The sequence below is a fragment of the Stenotrophomonas maltophilia group sp. P373 genome, assembly GCF_053295075.1.
The window spans coordinates 2723943-2743581 of the sequence record NZ_CM129994.1 but is presented as its reverse complement, the minus strand read 5'-3'; the positions used below and the strand labels follow the sequence as shown (position 1 = coordinate 2743581).

19 protein-coding genes are annotated in these 19639 nt (G+C 65.3%); 14 read left to right on the top strand and 5 right to left on the bottom strand.

Going from position 1 to position 19639, the window contains the following annotated elements:
• Positions 1 to 224: 224 nt before the first annotated feature.
• Positions 225 to 554 (top strand): hypothetical protein, encoded by a 330-nt coding sequence (locus ACSYHF_RS12820; RefSeq protein WP_134955313.1) that lies wholly within the window; start codon positions 225 to 227, stop codon positions 552 to 554.
• 684 nt (positions 555 to 1238) lie between these two features.
• Here ACSYHF_RS12820 and ACSYHF_RS12815 read toward each other — a convergent pair.
• A complete protein-coding gene (locus tag ACSYHF_RS12815) occupies positions 1239 to 1910 on the bottom strand; it encodes a hypothetical protein (protein ID WP_134955314.1) in 672 nt (223 codons plus the stop codon).
• Between the two features lie 293 nt (positions 1911 to 2203).
• Between ACSYHF_RS12815 and ACSYHF_RS12810 the strand changes: the two genes are divergently transcribed.
• From ACSYHF_RS12810 to ACSYHF_RS12795, 4 genes are all read left to right on the top strand, one after another.
• Positions 2204 to 4666 (top strand): S9 family peptidase, encoded by a 2463-nt coding sequence (locus ACSYHF_RS12810; RefSeq protein WP_134955315.1) that lies wholly within the window; start codon positions 2204 to 2206, stop codon positions 4664 to 4666.
• Positions 4667 to 4831: 165 nt separating this feature from the next.
• Positions 4832 to 6664, top strand: coding sequence for a M3 family metallopeptidase (locus ACSYHF_RS12805; RefSeq protein ID WP_197598641.1), 1833 nt, complete (start codon positions 4832 to 4834; stop codon positions 6662 to 6664).
• Positions 6665 to 6712: 48 nt separating this feature from the next.
• Positions 6713 to 7243, top strand: a complete 531-nt coding sequence (locus ACSYHF_RS12800) for an FtsX-like permease family protein (RefSeq protein WP_197598595.1) — start codon at positions 6713 to 6715, stop codon at positions 7241 to 7243.
• A gap of 127 nt (positions 7244 to 7370) precedes the next feature.
• Positions 7371 to 7691, top strand: coding sequence for a hypothetical protein (locus ACSYHF_RS12795; RefSeq protein WP_005417358.1), 321 nt, complete (start codon positions 7371 to 7373; stop codon positions 7689 to 7691).
• A gap of 13 nt (positions 7692 to 7704) precedes the next feature.
• On the opposite strand, the gene ACSYHF_RS12790 is transcribed toward ACSYHF_RS12795, so the two are convergent.
• Positions 7705 to 8688 carry a hypothetical protein gene (locus ACSYHF_RS12790; protein ID WP_197598596.1) on the bottom strand — a complete coding sequence of 328 codons (984 nt, stop codon included), beginning with the start codon at positions 8686 to 8688 and terminating at the stop codon, positions 7705 to 7707.
• Positions 8689 to 8826: 138 nt separating this feature from the next.
• On the opposite strand from ACSYHF_RS12790, the gene ACSYHF_RS12785 reads away from it, so the two are divergent.
• The 3 genes from ACSYHF_RS12785 to ACSYHF_RS12775 all read left to right on the top strand — a co-directional run bounded on the left by ACSYHF_RS12785 (position 8827) and on the right by ACSYHF_RS12775 (position 11204).
• Positions 8827 to 9792 (top strand): DUF2268 domain-containing putative Zn-dependent protease, encoded by a 966-nt coding sequence (locus tag ACSYHF_RS12785; RefSeq protein WP_065196069.1) that lies wholly within the window; start codon positions 8827 to 8829, stop codon positions 9790 to 9792.
• A gap of 49 nt (positions 9793 to 9841) precedes the next feature.
• Positions 9842 to 10639 carry an SGNH/GDSL hydrolase family protein gene (locus ACSYHF_RS12780; protein WP_197598597.1) on the top strand — a complete coding sequence of 266 codons (798 nt, stop codon included), beginning with the start codon at positions 9842 to 9844 and terminating at the stop codon, positions 10637 to 10639.
• 88 nt (positions 10640 to 10727) lie between these two features.
• Positions 10728 to 11204, top strand: coding sequence for a hypothetical protein (locus tag ACSYHF_RS12775; RefSeq protein WP_152427464.1), 477 nt, complete (start codon positions 10728 to 10730; stop codon positions 11202 to 11204).
• A 36-nt stretch (positions 11205 to 11240) separates the two neighbouring features.
• Here the strand turns inward: ACSYHF_RS12775 and ACSYHF_RS12770 are convergent, their stop codons facing one another.
• Positions 11241 to 12101, bottom strand: a complete 861-nt coding sequence (locus ACSYHF_RS12770; RefSeq protein ID WP_005417348.1) for a LysR family transcriptional regulator — start codon at positions 12099 to 12101, stop codon at positions 11241 to 11243.
• A 104-nt stretch (positions 12102 to 12205) separates the two neighbouring features.
• On the opposite strand from ACSYHF_RS12770, the gene ACSYHF_RS12765 reads away from it, so the two are divergent.
• A complete protein-coding gene (locus ACSYHF_RS12765) occupies positions 12206 to 13336 on the top strand; it encodes an agmatine deiminase family protein (protein ID WP_188247662.1) in 1131 nt (376 codons plus the stop codon).
• Between the two features lie 112 nt (positions 13337 to 13448).
• On the top strand, positions 13449 to 14126 hold the full coding sequence (locus tag ACSYHF_RS12760) for a hypothetical protein (RefSeq protein ID WP_005417335.1): 678 nt from the start codon (positions 13449 to 13451) through the stop codon (positions 14124 to 14126).
• Positions 14127 to 14129: 3 nt separating this feature from the next.
• On the opposite strand, the gene ACSYHF_RS12755 is transcribed toward ACSYHF_RS12760, so the two are convergent.
• Entirely contained in the window at positions 14130 to 14675 is a 546-nt protein-coding gene (locus ACSYHF_RS12755; protein WP_053497299.1) for a thioesterase family protein, read from the bottom strand.
• A 69-nt stretch (positions 14676 to 14744) separates the two neighbouring features.
• Here ACSYHF_RS12755 and ACSYHF_RS12750 point away from each other — a divergent pair, with 69 nt between their 5' ends.
• The 4 genes from ACSYHF_RS12750 (at position 14745) to ACSYHF_RS12735 (ending at position 17404) form a co-directional block, all read left to right on the top strand.
• Positions 14745 to 15320 carry a TetR/AcrR family transcriptional regulator gene (locus ACSYHF_RS12750; protein WP_005417331.1) on the top strand — a complete coding sequence of 192 codons (576 nt, stop codon included), beginning with the start codon at positions 14745 to 14747 and terminating at the stop codon, positions 15318 to 15320.
• Positions 15321 to 15373: 53 nt separating this feature from the next.
• Positions 15374 to 15757 carry a nuclear transport factor 2 family protein gene (locus ACSYHF_RS12745; protein WP_065186177.1) on the top strand — a complete coding sequence of 128 codons (384 nt, stop codon included), beginning with the start codon at positions 15374 to 15376 and terminating at the stop codon, positions 15755 to 15757.
• Positions 15758 to 15910: 153 nt separating this feature from the next.
• Positions 15911 to 16690 carry a hypothetical protein gene (locus ACSYHF_RS12740; protein WP_065186176.1) on the top strand — a complete coding sequence of 260 codons (780 nt, stop codon included), beginning with the start codon at positions 15911 to 15913 and terminating at the stop codon, positions 16688 to 16690.
• 195 nt (positions 16691 to 16885) lie between these two features.
• Complete coding sequence (locus ACSYHF_RS12735) at positions 16886 to 17404, top strand: hypothetical protein (protein WP_111127417.1); 519 nt, start codon at positions 16886 to 16888, stop codon at positions 17402 to 17404.
• A 46-nt stretch (positions 17405 to 17450) separates the two neighbouring features.
• Here the strand turns inward: ACSYHF_RS12735 and ACSYHF_RS12730 are convergent, their stop codons facing one another.
• On the bottom strand, positions 17451 to 19562 hold the full coding sequence (locus tag ACSYHF_RS12730) for a TonB-dependent receptor domain-containing protein (protein WP_197598598.1): 2112 nt from the start codon (positions 19560 to 19562) through the stop codon (positions 17451 to 17453).
• Positions 19563 to 19639: the final 77 nt, after the last annotated feature.

The window sequence follows — 19639 nt, the reverse complement described above, 5'->3', positions numbered from 1 at the left end:
GTGGTGCAGGTGCACCCCCCTGATCGGCGAGGACCGAGTTCGGCCTTCACCTGTCCCTTCCGCCTGTGATGGCAGCATCGTGCTCCAGGAACCCTTGGGTTCATGGGCGTACTGGCACTCTCGATGCAGAGGCTTCAGGCCGGGCATTTGCTCGGCTGCCAGCGACGCGCACTGCGAAGCGGAAACCTCATCCACGATGTCCTGCAGGCTACGGAGGTGCACCGATGAGCGACGAATTCACTCCCATGCTGCCGCCCTTGGACGACGCCAAGGTCGAGGAAATGATCGGCAAGGTCGTACTGGTAGGTGTGACCCGCTATGGCGGCGACGGCCAGGTAAAGGGGCTGGAGCAGTATGCCGGCACGGTGCTGCGCATCAGCGCCGACGAGGGCGTGGTGCTGGCCGACGAGAATGATGGCCACGAGCGCTACCTGCCGCCGATGCTGGACCAGTATCAGCCAGCCGAGCCCGGGGAGTACCGCATGCGGAACAGTGGCATGATCGTGGTCGACCCCGACTACCTGGCCACCTGGGACCTGCACGCGCAGCAGTAGTGCCAGGCCAAGTCTGGCAGGTGCAACGGGTTGCCCTGTTGGAACCGAACTCAGCTAGCGCAGCCGTTCGGGCAATCTGCGGGTCAGCGGGCTCAATGCCTGACGATCGGGCCAAAGATCGGGAAAGATCTCAAATTTGAGATCGTCCCGATCTATCCCGGTGGTGAAATGTCGAACAAGCCTGTCCTGGAGGTCGTCACTCCCCCCCGCATGTTGGTCAGCTCGAACGCTTCGATCGCTTCCCGGTCTTCGTCGACTGAGAGGCTGTGCTTGATTACGGGAGCTTGTGTGACATCAAGATCATTCCCGGGTCCTAGATCGATCAGCCGTCCACCAAAGAATAGGCTGTCGGCGGAACTCGTGAAATACTGCCGATCCATTGAGCTGTAGGGGCGAGTCCAGTAGTTGGGAAGCTCAATCAGGCAACGGGTACCAATGGCTATCTTCCGCATTGCCAGTCGTTGGTGGACCACGTTCCAACGAACACCTGGAACAATGGCCGGTATTGGCTCAAGTCAGGGGAATCCCAAGAATCTTCACTTGAGCAGATATCGAAAAAGCGCATTACTGATCTGTTGCGCATCTGTGCAATCGTCAATAGATCCTCCCTCAGCTTGAGTACGACATGCTGCCCAGGCTTCCATCTGATAGTACCTGTCGACCTTTTGGCTGGATCTGAGGGATTCATAGGCTTGTAGAGCGATAGAGGATCGCCCCATCCTTCTGGCGGACAGTGATCGTGTCCTCGCACCACTCAAGACTGCCAAGTCGATGGGCAAAAATGATTTCGTCCGGCAGACATTCGAGGATGACCTCCCTCAGCACGGTATGACCGTCCTTGCTGATGTCCAGTGTCATGCTGAAGTTGTTTGGTTTGAGGCTGCAGTGGAGCGTTGCTCGAACCCGATCAGTGCGATAGTACTTGGTTTGGTGCACCCATTCGTTCTTGTACCCGCCGGCCCTGAATTCGGCAATCCCGTCGAGGATCTCCGAAATCGGGATGACGTGGTGTTCTGCCAGACCGGAGAGTCCGTCCAGGATCATGGCGATGTAAAGCTCGTGCCTGTTGTCATCGTCAAGTGCTTCATAAACGCTGGCGTTAAATGAAACACGCGGAACAACGGCATGGGCGCCCTGCACAGCCCATGTTGCCGTTTCCAGCTTCGATCCTTGAATACAGATCTTGTTGAAGCCAGCCGTTCTGAAACGCAGCTTCTTGAGGTGGCGCTCCAGGTAATTGCAGATATATCTGGTTTTGAATCCGAATGTGGTGCCCAGCGAAAACCCGAGTTCTGAGATTGGATCGCCCCAATGCTCGTCTGGGTTCAGGTAGAGATAGATATTGCGCAGGATCATGAATTACAGGGTAGAAGATCGCATCTCCAATTTTTGGCGCGGTCGAGACCTGCATCCCATTGTTGACTCGAACGGCAATTTGCGCGGACAGAGCCGAAATCCGCTGGGACCCTTGGCCCGAAAGGCTTAGCGCGCTCTGCGGCTGGCTGTTGACAAGCGGGGAGGCTGCGCTTCGGGCCGCACTTTGCCCCATCCGGCCACTAGCCCTTCCGGCCCATTCACGACAACCCCTGCGGTGCTAGATTCGGGACCTTGCCCGATTCCGGGTACCCATTCACACCCAGGGGATAAGGATGCTCATCCGTCGAACCTCTCTGGCGGCGGCCGTTGCCGTTGCCACCTTCGGCCTGCTGGCCGCTGGCCCGGCGCTTGCAGACTACGCGAAGCCGCCGGAACACCTGCTCAAGGTGTTGAAGGCACCGCCGCCGCCGGCGCCGAACGTGGCCCCGGGCGGCCAGCGCCTGCTGTTGACTACCGCGCAGACCTACCCGTCGATCAGCCGTGTCGCCCAGCCGTACCTGAAGCTGGCTGGCGTGCGCCTGGAACCGAAGAACCGCAGCCGCCATGACACCCCCGGTGGCTATGGCATCCCGGCCTGCGTGGCCGACTTCACCCTGGTCGACATCGGCAGTGGCCAGCAGACCAAGGTCAACCTGCCGCAGGGCTGTGCCACCGGCGCGCTGTGGTCGGCCGATGGCAGCCACTTTGCGTTCCAGAACGCGGTCGATACCAGCGTGCAGCTGTGGGTGGGCGATGCCGCTACCGGCCAGGTGAAGCAGGTGCCGAATGTGCAGCTGAACCCGATTTTCGGCTATACCGTGCAGTGGCTGGGCGGCAGCCAGAACCTGCTGGTGAAGCTGGTGCCGGCCAACCAGGGCCCAGCACCGTCCAACGGTGGCGTACCGACCGGCCCGGATGCACAGGAGTCGCTGGGCAGCAGTGGCGAGAGCAGCACCTACGAAGCCCGCGACACGCTGACCAGCGTGCATGACGAGAAGCTGTTCGCTTATTACGGCGCCTCGCAGCTGGCCGTGGTTGATACTGCCGCCAACAGCGTGCGTCCGGTCGGGCAGCCGGCGCTGTTCAACGAAGTCAGCGCCGCGCCCGATGGCGTGCACGTGCTGACCGAATCGATCAAGGCGCCGTACTCGCATGCGGTGACCTACCAGCGCTTCGCCAACGACGTGGCCGTGCTGGATATCGCCAGCGGCAAGTCCACGCCGATCGCCAGCCTGCCGCTGGCCGACCGCGTGCCGGTGCACGGCGTACCGGAAGGCCCGCGTGGTTTCGACTGGCGTGCCACCGATCCGGCCACCCTGGTCTATGCCGAAGCGCTGGACAAGGGTGACTGGAAGGTCAGCGTGCCGCATCGCGACCGGGTGCTGATGCTGAAGGCGCCGTTCAACGGCAAGCCGGTCGAGATCACCCGCACCGCACAGCGCTTCGAAGGCTTCGCATGGACTGCCGATCCGGCCGTGGCGTTCCAGTTCGAGAACGACGAGAACCGCCACTGGATGCAGACCCGCATCGTCGATGTGGACCAGCCGAAGAAGGAAGGCCGCCTGCTGTGGGACATGTCCAGCGATGAGCTGTACGGCAACCCCGGCAACCTGGTCTTCACCCGCCTGCCGAATGGTGCGCAGGTCGTGCGCCGTGAGGGCAACCATGTTTTCCTCAGCGGCCGTGGTGCCTCGCCGCAGGGCGACCGTCCGTTCCTCGACCGCCTCCACCTCGGCACGCTGAAGAGCGAGCGCCTGTTCCGCAGCAGCGCCGATGCCTACGAGCAGTTCCTTGGTTTCAGCAATACGCCTGGGCGCTACCTGACCTGGCACCAGTCGGTGATCGATCCGCCGAACGCCTTCATCCGTCAGCAGGGTGAGGCGGTGGCCGATGCGAAGACCGGCGAGGCGCAGTTCGCGTCCACCGCGACCGCGCTGACCAAGCTGGTCGACCCGACTCCGGAAGTGCGCCAGATCAAGAAGCAGCTGGTGACCTACAAGCGTGCTGATGGCGTGGACCTGTCGTTCACCCTGTACACGCCGCCGGGCTACAAGGAAGGCCAGCGTGTGCCGGCGATCCTGTACGCCTACCCGGCCGACTTCGCCAACGCCGCGCAGGCGGGGCAGGTGTCCGGTTCGCAGCAGACCTTCACCCGCTTGCAGCCGTACCGCCTGATGCTGCTGGCCGGCTACGCGATCATCGACAACGCCTCGTTCCCGATCGTAGGTGACCCGAAGAACGCCTACGACACCTACCTGGAGCAGCTGGAAGCTGACGCCAAGGCGGCGGTGGACAAGGCGGTGGACATGGGCGTGGTCGATCGCAACCGCATCGGCGTGACCGGCCACAGCCATGGCGGCCTGATGACCGCCAACCTGATCGCCCATACCAACCTGTTCAAGGCTGGCGTGGCGACCAGCGGTTCGTACAACAAGACCTTCACCCCGTTCGGCTTCCAGAACGAACGCCGTTCGGTCTGGCAGGCGCAGGACGTGTACCTGAAGGCCTCTCCGTTCTTCTATGCCGACAAGATCAAGCTGCCGCTGCTGCTGGTCCACGGCGAGGACGACGCCAACCCGGGCACTGAGCCGTTCCAGTCGCGCAAGCTCTACCAGGCGATCCGAGGCAACGGCGGCATCACGCGGCTGGTGATGCTGCCGAACGAACCGCACTGGTACACCGCGCTGGAATCGAACGAGCAGCTGGTGGCGGAAATGCTGAACTGGTTCGACACCTACGTGAAGAACGCCAAGTAATGGAACGGGAAGGCCGCCTCAAGGCGGCCTTGCTGTATCGGGATGTGAGTGGGCAGACGGCCTGGATCCGGATGCGCAATCGGGAATCGGGAAGCCACCTGCCATGCGGCATCCGGGTCCACCCGGGCTGCTAAGCTGGGAGTGGAAACAGACCAGGAGACATCGATGCATCGCAATGGGATGCGCGCCATCACTTTTGTCATCGCGACGCTGTTGGCCGGGATGACACACGGAGTGGAAGCGCAGGCTCTGCGGGCAGATGACCGCAGCTACTTTGGCAGCGCCTCCCAGGAACGTGAGGCGTGGCAGAACCTCGAGCGGAGGACCCATGCCCTCAAGGCACTTCATGCGCCGCCAGACGTGAGGTTCCAGCAGGCCGAACAGCTGTATGGCGAGTGCCTCCGGCACCATGGCTACCTGCATCTTCAGGCCGCGCGCAATGCCGACGATGCCCGGCTGGCCAACACCCAGGGCGAAGTCGCCAGCACATGTGGACGCATCGCGGCGATTGCCAAGCAGGCATTGCGTGATGCGCCCGCGCACGCTGCCTGGATCGGGCCGCATGCCGACCTGCGTGAACGGGCGTTGCGGGAGGATGTGCAGCCGGCCAATGCAGCGCTGGTGGATGCGGTCGACACGTTGGCTGACCCGGCGCTGGACAGCTTCGGGCGTCTGCACCGGCAGCTGCTGCAGTCGGCCCCCTTTGCGCGTTTCGAACATGAAGGCCGCACGCTCGACAGTCGCACCGACGCGAGAGCCCTTTCCCGCCTGCCGGACCGTTCACTGCGCGAAGCGGCATGGCGTGCCTACTGGCAGGGAATGGCGTCGCGGCGCAGCGAAATGGCAACGGTGCTGCTGGGCCTGGTCCGCCTCAACGAGCATGCGTCGGAACTGCTGGGCGATGGAACTGCGCCTGACCGCAGCTACCGGCACATGGGCCTGGATCAGGCCGCCGTCGACGCGACACTGGCGGCGGTAGCGCGCCACGCGCTGCTGCGGCGGAACTACCAGCAGATGCAGTTGACCCATCTTGAGCGCATGGGCCAGGCGTCTCCACAGATCTGGGACATGGACCTGCCTGATGCGGGCTATATTCCTCCGCCGCTTGACCTGGCGCAGTTGCGTGATGCGGCGGCGGTATCAATGCAGGTGCTGGGGCCGGATTACGTGACAGGGCTGCGCGGGCTGCTCGATCCTGCGGGCGGACGCATGGATCTGGGCGGATCGGCAGGGCGGCGCGCGATGGATGCGTTTTCGATCAGCGCCCCCGGCGTGCCTTCGTTGCTGTTCGTTGGCCATCGCCAGGGCGATCTGGAGGGGGATGTCCAGATCGCTCACGAAGCCGGCCATGCCATGCATGGCCAGTGGATGCAGCGCGGCGGCGCATCATCATTCCAGCGCAACGGCAACAAGTGGTTGACCGAGGCCTTCGCCATCTACAACGAACTGAAGTTCCGCGATCAGCTCTACCGGCAGGCCAGTGATCCACGTGCCAAGGCGTATTACCTGAAGTCGTTGCTCGATGACATCATCCTGCAGCTGTTCGTATCGTCTGAAGAGGCCGATCTGGAACAGTCCATCTATCAGGACGTGGCCGCCGATGAGGTTGGCAACGCAGACGCGCTTGATACGCTGACGATGAAGGTGCTGGGCAGGTACGGGGGCGCATCGGAGCAGTATCCCGAGCTGCGCAGCACCTGGATATCCAAGCGGCTGATGTATGAGGATCCGCTTTACCTGGCCAATTACCTGTATGCCGGACTGATTGCGGTGCAGCTCTTCGCCCAGGACCAGCAGGATCCGGAGGGATTCAGGGAGCGCTACCTGGCCGTCCTGGGCGAGGGCTTTGATCGCCCACCGCAGCAGCAGGTCGAGCAGTTGCTGAGTACGAAGCCCGACTGGTCACGCCTGGTCGAGGAGGATCTGGGCATCTTCCAGCAGTACCTGGCGCAGCTGCAGGGACTGCACGCGGAAATCGAGCGCAAGCGCGGTCGCTGAACAGGCGACAGCCTGCTGCTGCCGCTGATTCCCGATGGCACCCGGGTGATGTACGCGGTGCGCAGCGAGCCGGACGCGCTTTCCGCGGTCCTCGACTCGGCCCGCAATGCGCTGGCCGCGCGCGAAGCGAACCGGATGCTGCCCCGGGTTCAGCGCTTCAGCGAACTGCGTGCGGAATACTTCCGGCGTGACCAGACCATGGCGATCATCTTCCTGTGCACCGGCATCTCGCTGTTGATCGTGACCGGCACGGGCGTGTATGGGCTGGCCAGCTTCTGGGTCCGCAAGCGCTATCCGCAGATCGGCATACGACGTGCGTTGGGTGCCCGCAGGCGCGATGTGATCAGCTTCTTCATGATCGAGAATCTGATGCTGACCTTCGTCGGCGCGATCGCTGGCAGCGTACTGGCATTGGCGTTGAATGTCTGGGTTTCGCGCTACTACGAGGTACCTCGCATCGATCCCGGGTACCTGGTGCTGGGCGTCGGGCTGGTGTTCGCCCTGGGGCAGCTGGCTGCCTGGGTGCCGGCGCGGCGGGCGGCGCGCGAGGCCCCCGTGGCGGTTCTCAACAGTACCTGATGGATCCGGAGGGTGACCTCGTGTCATTGGCCGTTGCGATTGCGTAACCATATGTGATGCGGGTGCCATGGCGTGCGGAAGCTGCGATACGCTGCAGGCCTGTTGCTGTCTGCCATGGGTTTCACCTATGAAGTCCAAACGTGTTGTCGCAGTGTTGGCGCTGGTGATGACGCCGAGCCTGCATGGCCAATCACTCCCCTCCGAACTGGCGCAGCTGGGCATTGTCGCCGGCATGCCTTATGCCAAGGCCAAGCGCCTCATGGATGCGGCAGGGTGGCAGGTGAGTCCGGTTCAGGGCGCGCCTGAGTCACTCGAGGGCTTTCCGGAAGTCGGATGCCAAAGGGGCGCCAAGCAGTGCGCGACGACCTTCGAAAAGGAAGGTCAGCAGATCGCGGTGCGGCTGGGCACTACCCTGGCAGGGCAGCCGTTCGTGCAGGGCGTGGACTGAGCGCTCATTGCGTTCAGGCCAGCGGTAACCGGTCCTGCGCGTGCGACAGCCGATCGTGCAGCTCGCGCACATGCTCGGCCTTGGCATGCACCCGGGAGGTGTCGCCGAAGCTGCGCAGGTAGGTGCACGCGGCAAAGCCGGCACTCTTCTTTTCGTACTCGGCAATCCAGGCCAGTCGATCCGGATTGTTGGCCTGTTCGGCTGACCACGCGGCCACCGGCGGCCGGATGCGGTACTTCAGGCCGACGCGCCACGGCTTCGGTGTCAGTCGCGCACGGAAACAATGCTGCAGCCGGCACATGCGCGCGTACAGGGTGTCGGTGCCCAGTGCCTTGAAGAATGCCTGGAGCTGCTCGTCCTCCGGTGAGAACGTGGCATGCATCGCCAGCACGCGCAGCCCGGCGGGTGTGCGGTAGGCACGCAGGTGCCAATCGGGATGCTGTTCGCTGAAGGCGTCCACGCGTTTCAGCGCAAGCCCTTCAGCACCGCCGGCGGCGGCCAGGCGCTGCTTCCGCCGCATCAGCAGTGTCGCGTTGACCAGCAGCACTGCCGCCACGCCCAGTACCAGGCCCACCAGCCAGTGCCAGAGCAGGGTGCCGATGACGGCGCCGGCAAGCAGCACGATCGCAGCCACGATGGCCGGTATCACGCATCCGGCCGGTGGCTGCGCATGGTCGATGTCGGCAAACAGCACGTCGGGGCTGTTGAGGCACAACGCGCCATAGCTGTTGCGGGTGATGATGACATCGCCGTCGCGCTGCACGATCTGCTCGCGGATTGGCACACCCTCCACGCCATAGTTGCTGCGCACTTCGCGACGCGGCAGCGCCTGCCCGGCGAGGATGGCATTGAGGGCTTCGTTGGCGCGGCGGTCGGCGTGGGCCTGGGCCTCGGCAGGACCCTCATCGGACCAGCCGAAGCGGCGTACGACCACCGGCCGGCCACGGAAACGGGCCTGCAGGCGGGCTTCGGCCCAGTACGCGGGAACGATCATCATCGTACGGTGCTCCATCATCCATGGCAGGTGCCTGAGTGAGTCTGGCACAGCCCCGAAGGGCCTGCATGTACCCGCTGCGGTGGCCGGGGCGGAGTGATAGATTGCGCGCTTCGCATGCACTCCACCAAGGACGGAGCGATGTCCAGCTTCCTGCGTTGCCTGCTTGCCCTGGCCTGTGCCGGGGCGGTCGGCGTGGCGTCGGCGGGTACCCCGCCGGGGCCGCAGATCCTCACCACCGATGCCAGCCGCTTCTACGCGCTCTACGACAGCACCGGCGGCAAGCCCAGCGTCGCCCAGCTGGCCGGTTACCTGGCCGAAGGCAGTCCGGGCCTGAGTGAACTGGCGAAGGCGCGCCGGGTCACGCCCGAACGCATGGCCGAAGCCATTGCCAGCCAGCCCGGGGTGTATGTGCAGGGCCGCAGCTGCCTGGCGGAGCTGCCGGCGGTGAAGCAGCGCCTGGTGCAGGTGTTCGGCAACCTGCAGGCGATCTATCCGCAGGCCGCGTTTCCTCCGGTGACTCTTGCGGTCGGCCGTGGTCGGCCGGTCGGGTTGACCTCGAAGAGTGGGGTGATCATCGGCCTGGAAGCGCTGTGTGCAGCCGATTTCATGAATCCCAACGTGCAGGACCGTTTCGTGCACGTGATCGCGCACGAGTACGTGCACATCCAGCAGACCGGCCTGACCGATTTCGAGCCCGGCGACCCGCATGCGACGGTGCTGCGTGTTTCGCTGGGCGAAGGCATCGCCGAATTCATCGCCGAATTGATTTCCGGCAACGTCGGCAACAGTCGCCATGCGGCATGGACGCGCGGCCGCGAGGTCCACATTGAAAGCGCCTTTGCGCTGGATGTGGACAGTACCGATCTGTCGCCGTGGCTGTACAACTACAAGCCCGGTTCGCAGGAGCCCTATGACCTCGGGTATTGGGTGGGCTACCGCATCGCCAAGGCCTATTACCTGCAGGCCAAGGACAAGCGCGATGCAGTGCGTGCGCTGATCCAGCAGGACAACCCGAAGGCAATCCTGGCTGCCAGTGGCTGGACGCCCGGCATGTGGATGCCGGCCAAGGTGACCGGCGTGGCCGCGCGGTCGGCGGCGCGGTAAGCGCGGGGCCGCGCGCTAGACTGGCCCGGACATTCAAGGGAGAGACCCCATGCGTTCCTTGTCCGGCGGCCTGGCCGCAGTTGCCCTCGGTATCGCGCTGAGCGCCCACGGGGTGGCGGCCGAGATACCCGCGATCAACCCGTTGCTGCTGGAGCCTGTCGAAAGCCTGCGCGCGGACGAAGTGCGCTTCATGCAGCAGCGCCTGGCCGATTGGCCGCAACTGCAGCGTTATCGCGACGCCAACGCGCGACTGCCTGCCGCTGTACCGGGGCAACCACGCGTGGTGTTCTACGGTGATTCCATCACCGAAGGCTGGGGCAGGGAAGGCAGCGCATCGTTCTTTCCCGGCAAGGGCTGGCTCAACCGCGGCATCAGTGGCCAGACCACGGCGCAGATGCTGGTGCGGTTCCCGCAGGACGTGCTGGCCCTGAAGCCACAGGTGGTGGTGATCCTGGCCGGCACCAACGACATCGCCGGCAACACCGGCCCGTCCACGCAGGCGATGATTGAAGACAACCTGCACGCGATGGTGGACCTGGCACGCGCACATGGCATCGCCGTGGTACTGGCATCGGTGCTGCCGGTCAGCGATTACCCGTGGTTGCCGGGCACGGCACCTGCTCCCAAGGTGCGCGCATTGAACGCGGCATTGAAGCGCTACGCCGATGCGAAGCAGCTGGTCTATCTGGACTACTACACGCCGATGACCAATGCGGCTGGTGGCCTCGATCCGCAGCTGGCCGAGGATGGCGTGCATCCCACGGCGAAGGGCTATGCGGTGATGGCGCCGCTGGCCGAGGCAGCGATTGGCCGAGCTCTCAGGGACATGAATGCTGGAGCACCATAGTCAGGCCGGAACGTCAGACATTGACGCATACGCCGCAGTCGCTGGCGCTTGTTTGTTGCAGAATGGCTGATTTGGATCGGGAGGGACGATGGGCGCTGTTTCGCTCACGGTAGTAGAGATTGTGGCGCGCGCAATTTTCAAGCGCGCACCGTCGCTGGTCACCGAAATCTACTCCACGCCGGGCGAGACTCTCCAGCGATTCGGTAGCGCAGAGGATCTATGCAGCTATGCGGAATTGCTCCGGCAGGTAAAAGGAGGAGCGGTTTTTGTCGGAGTGAGATATCCCGATATGGATGGTGACGTCACCATCCGAGAATTTGAGCTGACCAAGGGGCCAGATCGCGGGAAGATGCGCTCGAGCGTTGCAGGATGGGGGCTAATACACGTTTTTCTGCCGGTGAATCAAGACGCCAGTTGCTTGGCAAGTATCTATCGCATGTCCGAACGCGGCGCCTTCGCCAGAGAGCGCGGTGGAATCGATCTTCCTCCCGTGAGGGATTGGAATTGGAAAGCGGTTGAATCGCACTCGCGCAGATTGAAGCGTGTTCTGAAGGATGCAATCTAAAGTCGCGTGAAGTCTGTGCTTGCAGGTGGCGGGGTACTACTTGAGCGACATTGTTGCCAACAGCCACTCGCAGAAACTGATCACCAGCGGATCGGCCGCACTGTCCTCATGCACCAGCCAGCTCCAGCGCGGGCCGCGCACGCGTGCCTCATCCAGCGGCTGCAGCAGGCCCTGCTCGCAGGCGCGCGCGGCAAGAAGTTCGCTGACCAGTGCGATACCCAGCCCTTGGCAGGCGGCATCCAGCAGCTGCCCGGGCTCGGAGAAGTTCATGCCCTCGCGGTGCTGTCCGACATCGGCGCCGCCCTGGACCTGCCACTGGCTCCAGTCCATTTCGCGCTCGCCATGCAGGGTCAGGCGTTCGTGCACGGGCGTGGCGAGAAGGGCCGGATGGCAGGCTGGATAGAGACGGTCCTGCAGCAGCACGCGGTGCTGGCACTGTGCCTGTGAGTCGAGGTCGTCGCGTACCGCCACGTCCAGCGTCTGCGTGGTCATGTCCGGCGCATCCTCGCTGGTCAGCAGCCACAGGTCGGCGCCGGGGTGCAGGCGGTGGAAGCTGGCCAGGCGCGGCACCAGCCAATGGCGGGCGAAGGCCGGGCTGGTGTTGACGATCAGTTGATTCGGCTTGCGGTACTGATCGAGCCGGCGGATGCCGCTGGCCAGCTGCCGCAGCAGCGACTGGGTGGTTTCCAACAGGTCGATGCCGGCGTCGGTGAGGGTGACGCTGCGGCCCTGCCGGAAAAACAACGGCTGCTGCAGCGACGCCTCCAGGCCCCGGATCTGCTGGCTGATGGCCGACTGGGTCAGGTGCAGTTCCTCGGCCGCCCGGTGGAAGCTGCCCAGGCGGGCGGCCGCCTCGAAACCACGCAGCGCGTTCAGCGGGGGCCAGTGCTTGAGCATCCTGATTAGGAAAACTGTTCAATTGATGGCTGAATCTATCGTTTTTGCTTTTGGATGGGCAAGCGCAGCATAGGCGCTATTCCACATCGGCCCTGGAGCCTGTCATGAGCAGCCGTCGTCATTTCCTCACCCAGCTGGCCGGCGCCGCCGGTCTTGGCGGACTGGCCGCACTGGGCCTGGCCGGGCTGCCGGGCCGCGTGTCCGCAGCGGGGCCGGGTGCAGGCGTCTGGCGCATGCCGGACGAGCACGGCCCGCAGGAGCGCGTTTTCCTGGCCTTCGCCGCGCAGCCTCGGGTCTGGGGCGCGCAGGCTGATGCGGTGAACACCGCCGTGGCACGGCTGGCCCGCACCATCGCCCGCCACCAGCCGGTCAGCGTGCTGTGCCGCCCGGAGCAGCTGAAGCAGGCGCAGGACCGCTGCGGCCGCGACAACATCGAGTTCCTCGAGGTGCCGCTGGATGACATCTGGGTGCGCGATTACGGCGGCTGCTTCGTCACGGATGGCCAGGGCGGGCTGGGCCTGGTCGACTTCAACTTCAATGGCTGGGGCGGCAAGCAGAGGGCGCGCAACGATGGCGCCGTGGCGCCGTGGCTGGCGCAGGTGACCGGCGCCACGCTGTTGGAAAGCGACCTGGTGGGCGAGGGCGGGGGCATCGAAGTTGATGGCCACGGTACCGCGATCCTCACCGAGAGCTGCTGGGTGAACCGCAACCGCAATCCGGACTGGTCGCGCGCGGATATCGAGGCGGAGCTGAAGCACCACCTCGGCCTGCGCAAGGTGATCTGGCTGCCCGGCATCGCCGGCGAGGACATCACCGATGCGCACGTGGATTTCTATGCGCGCTTCGCGCGGCCGGGCGTGGTGATCGCCAACCTGGACAATGATCCGGAGTCCTACGACTACGATCTGACCCGCGAGCACCTGGACATCCTGCGCGGGGCCACCGATGCCGATGGCCGTCGCCTGCAGGTGCACACGCTGCCGCCGCCGCTGGACGGGCGCGACAACGTGCATACCCGCGACAACGACGATCTGGCCATGGGCTACATCAACTACCTGCCGATCAACGGCGCCGTGGTCGCGCCGCAGTTCGGTGACGACGAAGCCGATGGTGTCTGCCGTGAACTGCTGGAAGACATGTATCCCGGCCGTGTGATCGAGCAGGTGGACATCGATGCGATTGCCGGCGGCGGTGGCGGCATCCATTGCGTGACCAAGAACATACCGAAGGTGTAGTCGGCCAAGGTACAGTGGCGCCGAAGCCGGCCACGCAGCGTGGCCGCCAGGGACGATGGGGTGGGTGATGCGGAAGGGAATCCAGGGATGGCTGCGCCGCAGCGGCGCAACGATGGCACTGCTGCTGGCAGCCGTACCGGCGTTCAGTGCAGACACGGCGGCGCCTTCGCCGCTGACGCGTGAGCCGGTGGCCGGAGTTTCACTGGCCGAATGGACCGCCCGCTGGTGGCGCTGGGCCGACGCCCAGGGCGGCGCGCCCTATCTCGACCCGGATGGCCGTGTATGCGATGTGGGCCAGGAAGGCCCGGTCTGGAACCTGGCCGGCACCAATGGCCGTTTCCGGCCACATCGCGAATGCGTGGTGCCGGCGGGCAAGTACCTGTTGCTGCCGATCATCAACATGGCGCACTACCAGGTGGATGAGTCTGTGTCCTGCAAGGAGCTGCAGGCGGGGGCGGCGGTCAACAACGATTATCTGATCAGTGCAGTAGTGCTGCTGGATGGCCAACCCTTGGGCGACATGCGCATGCATCGGGTGCGCAGTGAAGGCTGCTTCCGCATGGATGACGATGACGCAGACTCACGGCTGGCCGCCGCCGACGGCTACTGGGTGATGCTCAAGCCGTTGCCGCCAGGCCGGCATACCCTCAGCGTGGGCGCCAACTACGGCGTGCCGGAGGGTGGCGCGTACAGCCGCATGCGGCAGTCCTTCGAGTACGTGCTGCATGTGGGAGGGCGCACCCAGGTCGTATCGCGCAAACTGCACGCGGTGCCGCTGGCCGCCCCCTGAAGCTCAGGCATCGTCCTGCTTCAACGCTGCATCGGCCGCCAGCAACGCTTCGGCGGCCGCACCGAGCGGCGGCGAGGGCGGGGCAACCACACCGATCGCTTCCATCATCTTCGGCATGCCCAGGAACTGGCGCGCGCGGCGGTCGTAGATGCCGGTGACCAGCAACGCGCGCGTGGCGATCTTCTGCTCGGCACCGATCAGCACGCGCTGCTCCATGATGCCGCGCGAGCCGACCCAGCCCACCAGTCGTGTTTCCAGGGTGAAGCGCTGGAACGGCTTCAATTCGCGGCGGAACTGGATGGTGCCGGCGCCGACGATCGGCGCCCATTTCTCGCGCAGCGCCACCCGGCCCAGACCCATGCGCAGGATCAGGTCCAGCCGGCCCAGGTCGAAGATGTTCCAGTAGCGGCCGTTGGTCATGTGCAGGTTGCTGTCCAGGTCGTTGGGCAGCACCCGGAACTGCAGCCGCGAGACCCCGAACGGGGCCTCCAGCTTCGGCCGGAACAGGCTGCACAGCAGCAGGTGGAGCAGGCGGAACCAGAGATTCATGGCTATGACGACCGTTATAGAATCGCCGGTACGCTAATCTATGACGACTGTCTTAGCAAGGAGACCGCCGTGAGCCCGCGACCGTCCGATGCCCCACAGCGCGTGATCGATGCCGCGGCGCAGATGCTGGCGCGGGTGGGCCTCAATGCCACCAGCATCCGCGAAGTGACCAAGCTGGCCGAGGCGCCATTGGGCTCCACCTACCATCACTTTCCCGGCGGCAAGCAGGAGCTGCTGGCGCGCGCCACCCACATGGCCGGCGACAAGGTGGAGGCGCTGCTGGTGGAGCTGTTGAAGGATGGGGCGGTACAGGGCCTGCAGCAGTTCCTTGCGATGTGGCGCGAGCGTCTGCTGCGCTCCGGGTTCCGCGCTGGCTGCCCGGTGCTGGCCGCTGCCGTGGAGGAGCCGGTGGAGGCGACACCCAGCCAACCCCGCGCGGCGGCCGCCGAGGTGTTCGCACGCTGGCACGGCCACCTCGCCTCGGCATTCGTCGCCGAAGGACACGCCCCGCCAGCAGCGGCTGAGCTAGCCAGCCTGGTGATCGCCAGCGTGGAGGGGGCGGTGGCGATGTGCCGTGCGCTGCAGGACATCGCCCCGTTCGATCAGGTGGCCGCGCAGCTGCTGAAGGCGGCCACGCGGCCTTGATCGGCCGGTGCCGACAGGCCAGACTCGCCAGCAGCCCACGACTGGATGCCGCCATGGACGAATTGCACCATCGTCAGTTGATCGAGCACTACCTGCAGGCCTACAACCGCTTCGATATCGACGCCATGCTGGCGGTGCTGGCGCACAACGTACGCTTCGAGAACCACAGCGGCGGCCAGCTGACGATGGTCACCGAAGGCGTCGATGCCTTTGGCGAACTGGCACGCCAGTCTGCGCGCCTGTTCCGGGAGCGCGAACAGCGCTTGCTGGCGCTGGTGTTCGATGGCGACCAGGCGACGGCGACGATTGGCTGGCGCGGCGTGTTCGCGCAGGATGTTCCCGATGGACCGCGTGCGGGCACTGAGCTGGAACTGCAGGGCCAGAGCGAGTTCGTGTTCGCGGGTGGCCGCATCGAACGGATCATTGATCGCAGCTGAGGAACGGCCGCTTGGAACCGCCGTCTGGACAGCGGAGCTGCCCGCGGTAGAATCCGCCCAACACCGCCTACGCGTGCCCGGCAAGGATGTCCGCATGCAGCATCAGGTTCCCGAGGTCCCTGGCCGCGATGCCTCCCGCCCCCTGGCGGCGGCATGAAGCGCTCGCGCCATTTTTCACGCAGCCCACTGACATTGCCGATGAACCGCGGCAGCGAAGTCGTGCGTGCGCGCAGGCACTTGCAGCAGCGCGGTTGGCCACGCCTGCAGATGGCACTGATCGTCGCCCTGACCGGTGCGGCCGGTTTCCTTGCCTCGCACCTGCTGCGCCTGGCCGGTATCGACGCGATGTGGTTTCGCTACCCAATGGCCGTAGTGCTGGCCTACGGCGTGTTCCTGCTGCTGATGTGGATCTGGATCCGCTGGCGTTGGGACAACGTGCTGGATGGCCTGTCGCCGGATGTGGGCGGTGGCAGCCCATCCCCTCGCGGCAGTGCCGTGGAATCACCGTGGAGCGGCGCCGGCGGCCGTTCCGGCGGTGGCGGTGCGTCGGCCTCGTGGAACGAGCCGGCATCGGTGAGCAGTGGCGACGCCGGAGAGCTGCCGTTGGCCGGGCTCGCTGAAGACGAAGCGGGCTTGCCGTTGCTGGCCATCCTCGGCATCGTCGCGCTGGTGGCGACCGTCCTGCTGGCCAGCGTGTGGGTGGTGTGGTCGGCGCCGGTGCTGATGGCCGAACTGCTGGTGGACGCGGCGATCGCCGGCGGCCTGTACCGGCGCATGCAGGGCATGCACGAGCAGGGATGGTGGCGGGTATGCGTGTCGCACACGGTCTGGCCGCTGATCGGCCTGTTGCTGTTCTTCGCGGTGCTGGGCTGGCTTGCTCAGGAACTCGTGCCGGGTGCGAGCCACCTGCTGCAGGTCATCCAGGGGCTGTAATGCGGTTGCTTCCTTCATATGGCCCGGTCCCGACCTGTTTTCAGCCGCCCTGAACAGTGGGCTATGATCGCGGTCGCCGAGGATTCGTGTCCTGGCGGTTTCACCTATCCGGAGCTTGTCGTACTGCATCGGGAACCGGGGCGCTGGATGGCCGAACGCCCACTGAGACACACAACCACTGACGAGGAAGAGCGCATGGATGTCGCTGCACGCAGGAACAGGACGTTGTTTCGTTGGATCATGGTGACGCTGCTGGCGGTGTGGTTGCCGTTTGCAGCACTGGCGCAGCCGGCAGCCGGGCAGGGCGATGGCGCTGAAGCCGGCACTGCCGCGGAAGAGGCGCAATGCCGCGCCTGCGCCTATGAGCGCATTGGACCGAAGGTTGATATCGGCCTGGTGGCACTGGTGTCGCTGCTGGTGGTGGGTCTGCTGGTAGCGGTGTCCCGCGAGTGGGGAACCACCTCGCAGCGCTGGACCTGCCGCACGCTGGCGCTGCTGCTGGTGGGCATCGGCCTGGCGTTGTCGTGGTGGGCTGGCAGCGTCGTCTACCTGGGCTACAACCCGTGGCAGGAAATGGCGGCTCCCGTCGATGGCTCGCTCACCTCGACACTGCTCAATACCTCACCGAAGTGGCTGGCGGCACTGGTGCTGGTCGGCTTGGCGCCTTCCATCTGGAAGCGCAGCGAGCGCCTGCCGTCCTGGCGTATCGGCTGACCCTGGAACGACGGCGCCGGATCACACCCGGCGCCGCCTGCGGCAATCACTCAAAGCGCCAGCGCACGCCTGCATAGAGGCCACGACCTTCGCCCGGGGTCGAGCGCGCAACATCCTTGCCGGCATCGTCGTAGCCCGGTGTGACCGTGGCGGCATAGTGGCGGTTGCCGATGTTGCGCATCTCCGCCCAGGCCTGCCAGCGACCGCCGGGGGCGTTGTAGCCGATGCGGCTGCCGAAGATCACATGGCTGTCGGCCCAGTAGCTGTTGGCATAGTCCACCGCGATGCGCGAGGCGTATTCGGTGTTCAGTGCCGCGTACAGGCCGGATGCATGATCGAAGCGCAGCTCGGCCTGGTAGGCGTGGCGCGGCAGGCCGGGCAGGCGGTTGCTGCCGAAACGTGCATCGTGGCGGTAGCGGAAGTCGCTGAAGGTATACGCCTGGCGCAGCGACAGGCGGCCCGGTGCAGCCTGCCACAGCGTGCTGTCCAATCCGGCTTCGATACCGCGGTGCACGGTGGGGCTGGCATTGTTCTCGGCGATGAACAGGTTCGGCAGCGGTTGCAGTTCGACGCTCAGCAGTTCGTGATTCACGTGGGCGTAGTAGCCGGTCAGTTCCCAGCGACCCAGCGCCGCGTCACCGCGCGCGCCCAGTTCCAGCGTGGTGGCGGTCTGGTTCTGCATCGGCACCGGCGCGCGCTGGCGGCCGGTGGACGGGCCATTGCCCGGCCCGAAGTACTGGTTCGAGCCCCAGATCATCGACCACGGGTGCGGTGCCTCCACCGAACGGCTGAGGTTGCCGAACCACTGGGTTTGCGCGCTGTGCTGCCAGGTAAAGCCCAGTCGCGGTGCGTAGTCCCAGTCGTGGTCACGCAGGCGGCCGCTGCTGCTTGGCCAGGTCACCTGCACATCGCGGCGGGTGTTGATCAGCGCCAGCCCAGCCTGCATGCGCAGGCGGTCATTGAAGGCGAGGGTGTTGCTGACGTGCAGTGTGCTGTCGGTGCCGTGGTGGCGGAAGTCGCGCGTGCGCGTGCCGGCGGTATAGCCGTTGCTGGCAAAGCGCAGCGACTCGCGCACATCGGCATCCAGGTCATGGGTGACGCGCAGGCCGACCGTGGTCTCGTTGTCCAGCCCGAACAGCCGGTGGCGGCGGCGGTAGTCCAGTGTGGCGTTGAGGTTGGCGTAGTCCAGCTGCTGGCGGTACAGGCTCTCGTTCAAGTCCATCGGGTAGGTGTGGTAGACCAGCCCGGCCTGCAGCGACGAATCCTCATCGATCTGCAGCGTGGTGACATTGCCCACCCAGGTGCTGCCCGGCTGCGGGCGGCGCGCATCGATGGCCAGGTTGGCCGCATTCGCGGCATGTGGATCGTTGCGGATCTGGTCGCGGGTCAAGCGACCGGGCGTTTCGTGATTGGTTTCGCGGTAGCGCACGAAGAAGCGCGTCTGCAGATCGGGCGTGATCTGCCAGCCGATGTTGGCCATCGCGCCCTTGCCGTCGCCGTGCGCATGGCGCTGGTAACCGTCGAACTCGGTATCGGTGTAGGCCAGGAAGTAGTCGACATCGCCGTTGACGCCGCCCCAGCTGAGGCCGCGCTTCTGGTAGCCACGGCTGCCGGCTTCGTAGTGCAGCTGCACGCCCGCCGAATCACGGCCGCTGCGGCTGACGTAGTCGATGGCACCGCCCAGCGCCAGCGCGCCGCGCTCGAAACCATTGGCGCCCCGCAGCACTTCCACGCGTGAAAGCCACAGCGGTTCGAGCAGCTCGTAGGGCGTGCCGCCCGGTCCGGTCAGCGGCAGCCCGTCGATCGAAACTGCAATACCAGACGCATGCGCACCCGGGCCACGGTTGATGCCCGAACCGCGGATCGAGATCTTGGTGCCCTCATTGCCCGGCGACTGCGCACTGATGCCCGGCTGGTAGGCCAGCACATCCGCGCTGGAGGACAGGCGGCTATCGGCCTTGGCCACGTCGATGACGTTGCTGGCGCCGGGGATGCGCTTCAGCGCTTCGCGCGCTTGGGCGCTGGCATCGGCAGCAGCGGAGACCTGCACAGCATCCAGCGTGGTGGCCTGCGGGACTGCAGCGGCAGTGGAGGCGAGGCCAAGGGAAACGGTCAGAGACAGCAGCGAGGGGATGGGGCGGTACGACGAGAGCGACATACGGAAATGCTGTAAACCACGAAGGTGGCGCGCAAGTTAACAGGTCGACGGCGCCACGTCACCCATCGGCGGCGTAT

Excerpts from the sequence above, each read along its gene's own strand:
- ACSYHF_RS12820 (WP_134955313.1), top strand. The coding sequence starts at position 225 with ATGAGCGACGAATTCACTCCCATGCTGCCGCCCTTGGACGACGCCAAG.
- ACSYHF_RS12815 (WP_134955314.1), bottom strand. The coding sequence starts at position 1,910 with ATGATCCTGCGCAATATCTATCTCTACCTGAACCCAGACGAGCATTGG.
- ACSYHF_RS12810 (WP_134955315.1), top strand. The coding sequence starts at position 2,204 with ATGCTCATCCGTCGAACCTCTCTGGCGGCGGCCGTTGCCGTTGCCACC.
- ACSYHF_RS12805 (WP_197598641.1), top strand. The coding sequence starts at position 4,832 with ATGCATCGCAATGGGATGCGCGCCATCACTTTTGTCATCGCGACGCTG.
- ACSYHF_RS12800 (WP_197598595.1), top strand. The coding sequence starts at position 6,713 with ATGTACGCGGTGCGCAGCGAGCCGGACGCGCTTTCCGCGGTCCTCGAC.
- ACSYHF_RS12795 (WP_005417358.1), top strand. The coding sequence starts at position 7,371 with ATGAAGTCCAAACGTGTTGTCGCAGTGTTGGCGCTGGTGATGACGCCG.
- ACSYHF_RS12790 (WP_197598596.1), bottom strand. The coding sequence starts at position 8,688 with ATGATGATCGTTCCCGCGTACTGGGCCGAAGCCCGCCTGCAGGCCCGT.
- ACSYHF_RS12785 (WP_065196069.1), top strand. The coding sequence starts at position 8,827 with ATGTCCAGCTTCCTGCGTTGCCTGCTTGCCCTGGCCTGTGCCGGGGCG.
- ACSYHF_RS12780 (WP_197598597.1), top strand. The coding sequence starts at position 9,842 with ATGCGTTCCTTGTCCGGCGGCCTGGCCGCAGTTGCCCTCGGTATCGCG.
- ACSYHF_RS12775 (WP_152427464.1), top strand. The coding sequence starts at position 10,728 with ATGGGCGCTGTTTCGCTCACGGTAGTAGAGATTGTGGCGCGCGCAATT.
- ACSYHF_RS12770 (WP_005417348.1), bottom strand. The coding sequence starts at position 12,101 with ATGCTCAAGCACTGGCCCCCGCTGAACGCGCTGCGTGGTTTCGAGGCG.
- ACSYHF_RS12765 (WP_188247662.1), top strand. The coding sequence starts at position 12,206 with ATGAGCAGCCGTCGTCATTTCCTCACCCAGCTGGCCGGCGCCGCCGGT.
- ACSYHF_RS12760 (WP_005417335.1), top strand. The coding sequence starts at position 13,449 with ATGGCACTGCTGCTGGCAGCCGTACCGGCGTTCAGTGCAGACACGGCG.
- ACSYHF_RS12755 (WP_053497299.1), bottom strand. The coding sequence starts at position 14,675 with ATGAATCTCTGGTTCCGCCTGCTCCACCTGCTGCTGTGCAGCCTGTTC.
- ACSYHF_RS12745 (WP_065186177.1), top strand. The coding sequence starts at position 15,374 with ATGGACGAATTGCACCATCGTCAGTTGATCGAGCACTACCTGCAGGCC.
- ACSYHF_RS12740 (WP_065186176.1), top strand. The coding sequence starts at position 15,911 with ATGAAGCGCTCGCGCCATTTTTCACGCAGCCCACTGACATTGCCGATG.
- ACSYHF_RS12735 (WP_111127417.1), top strand. The coding sequence starts at position 16,886 with ATGGATGTCGCTGCACGCAGGAACAGGACGTTGTTTCGTTGGATCATG.
- ACSYHF_RS12730 (WP_197598598.1), bottom strand. The coding sequence starts at position 19,562 with ATGTCGCTCTCGTCGTACCGCCCCATCCCCTCGCTGCTGTCTCTGACC.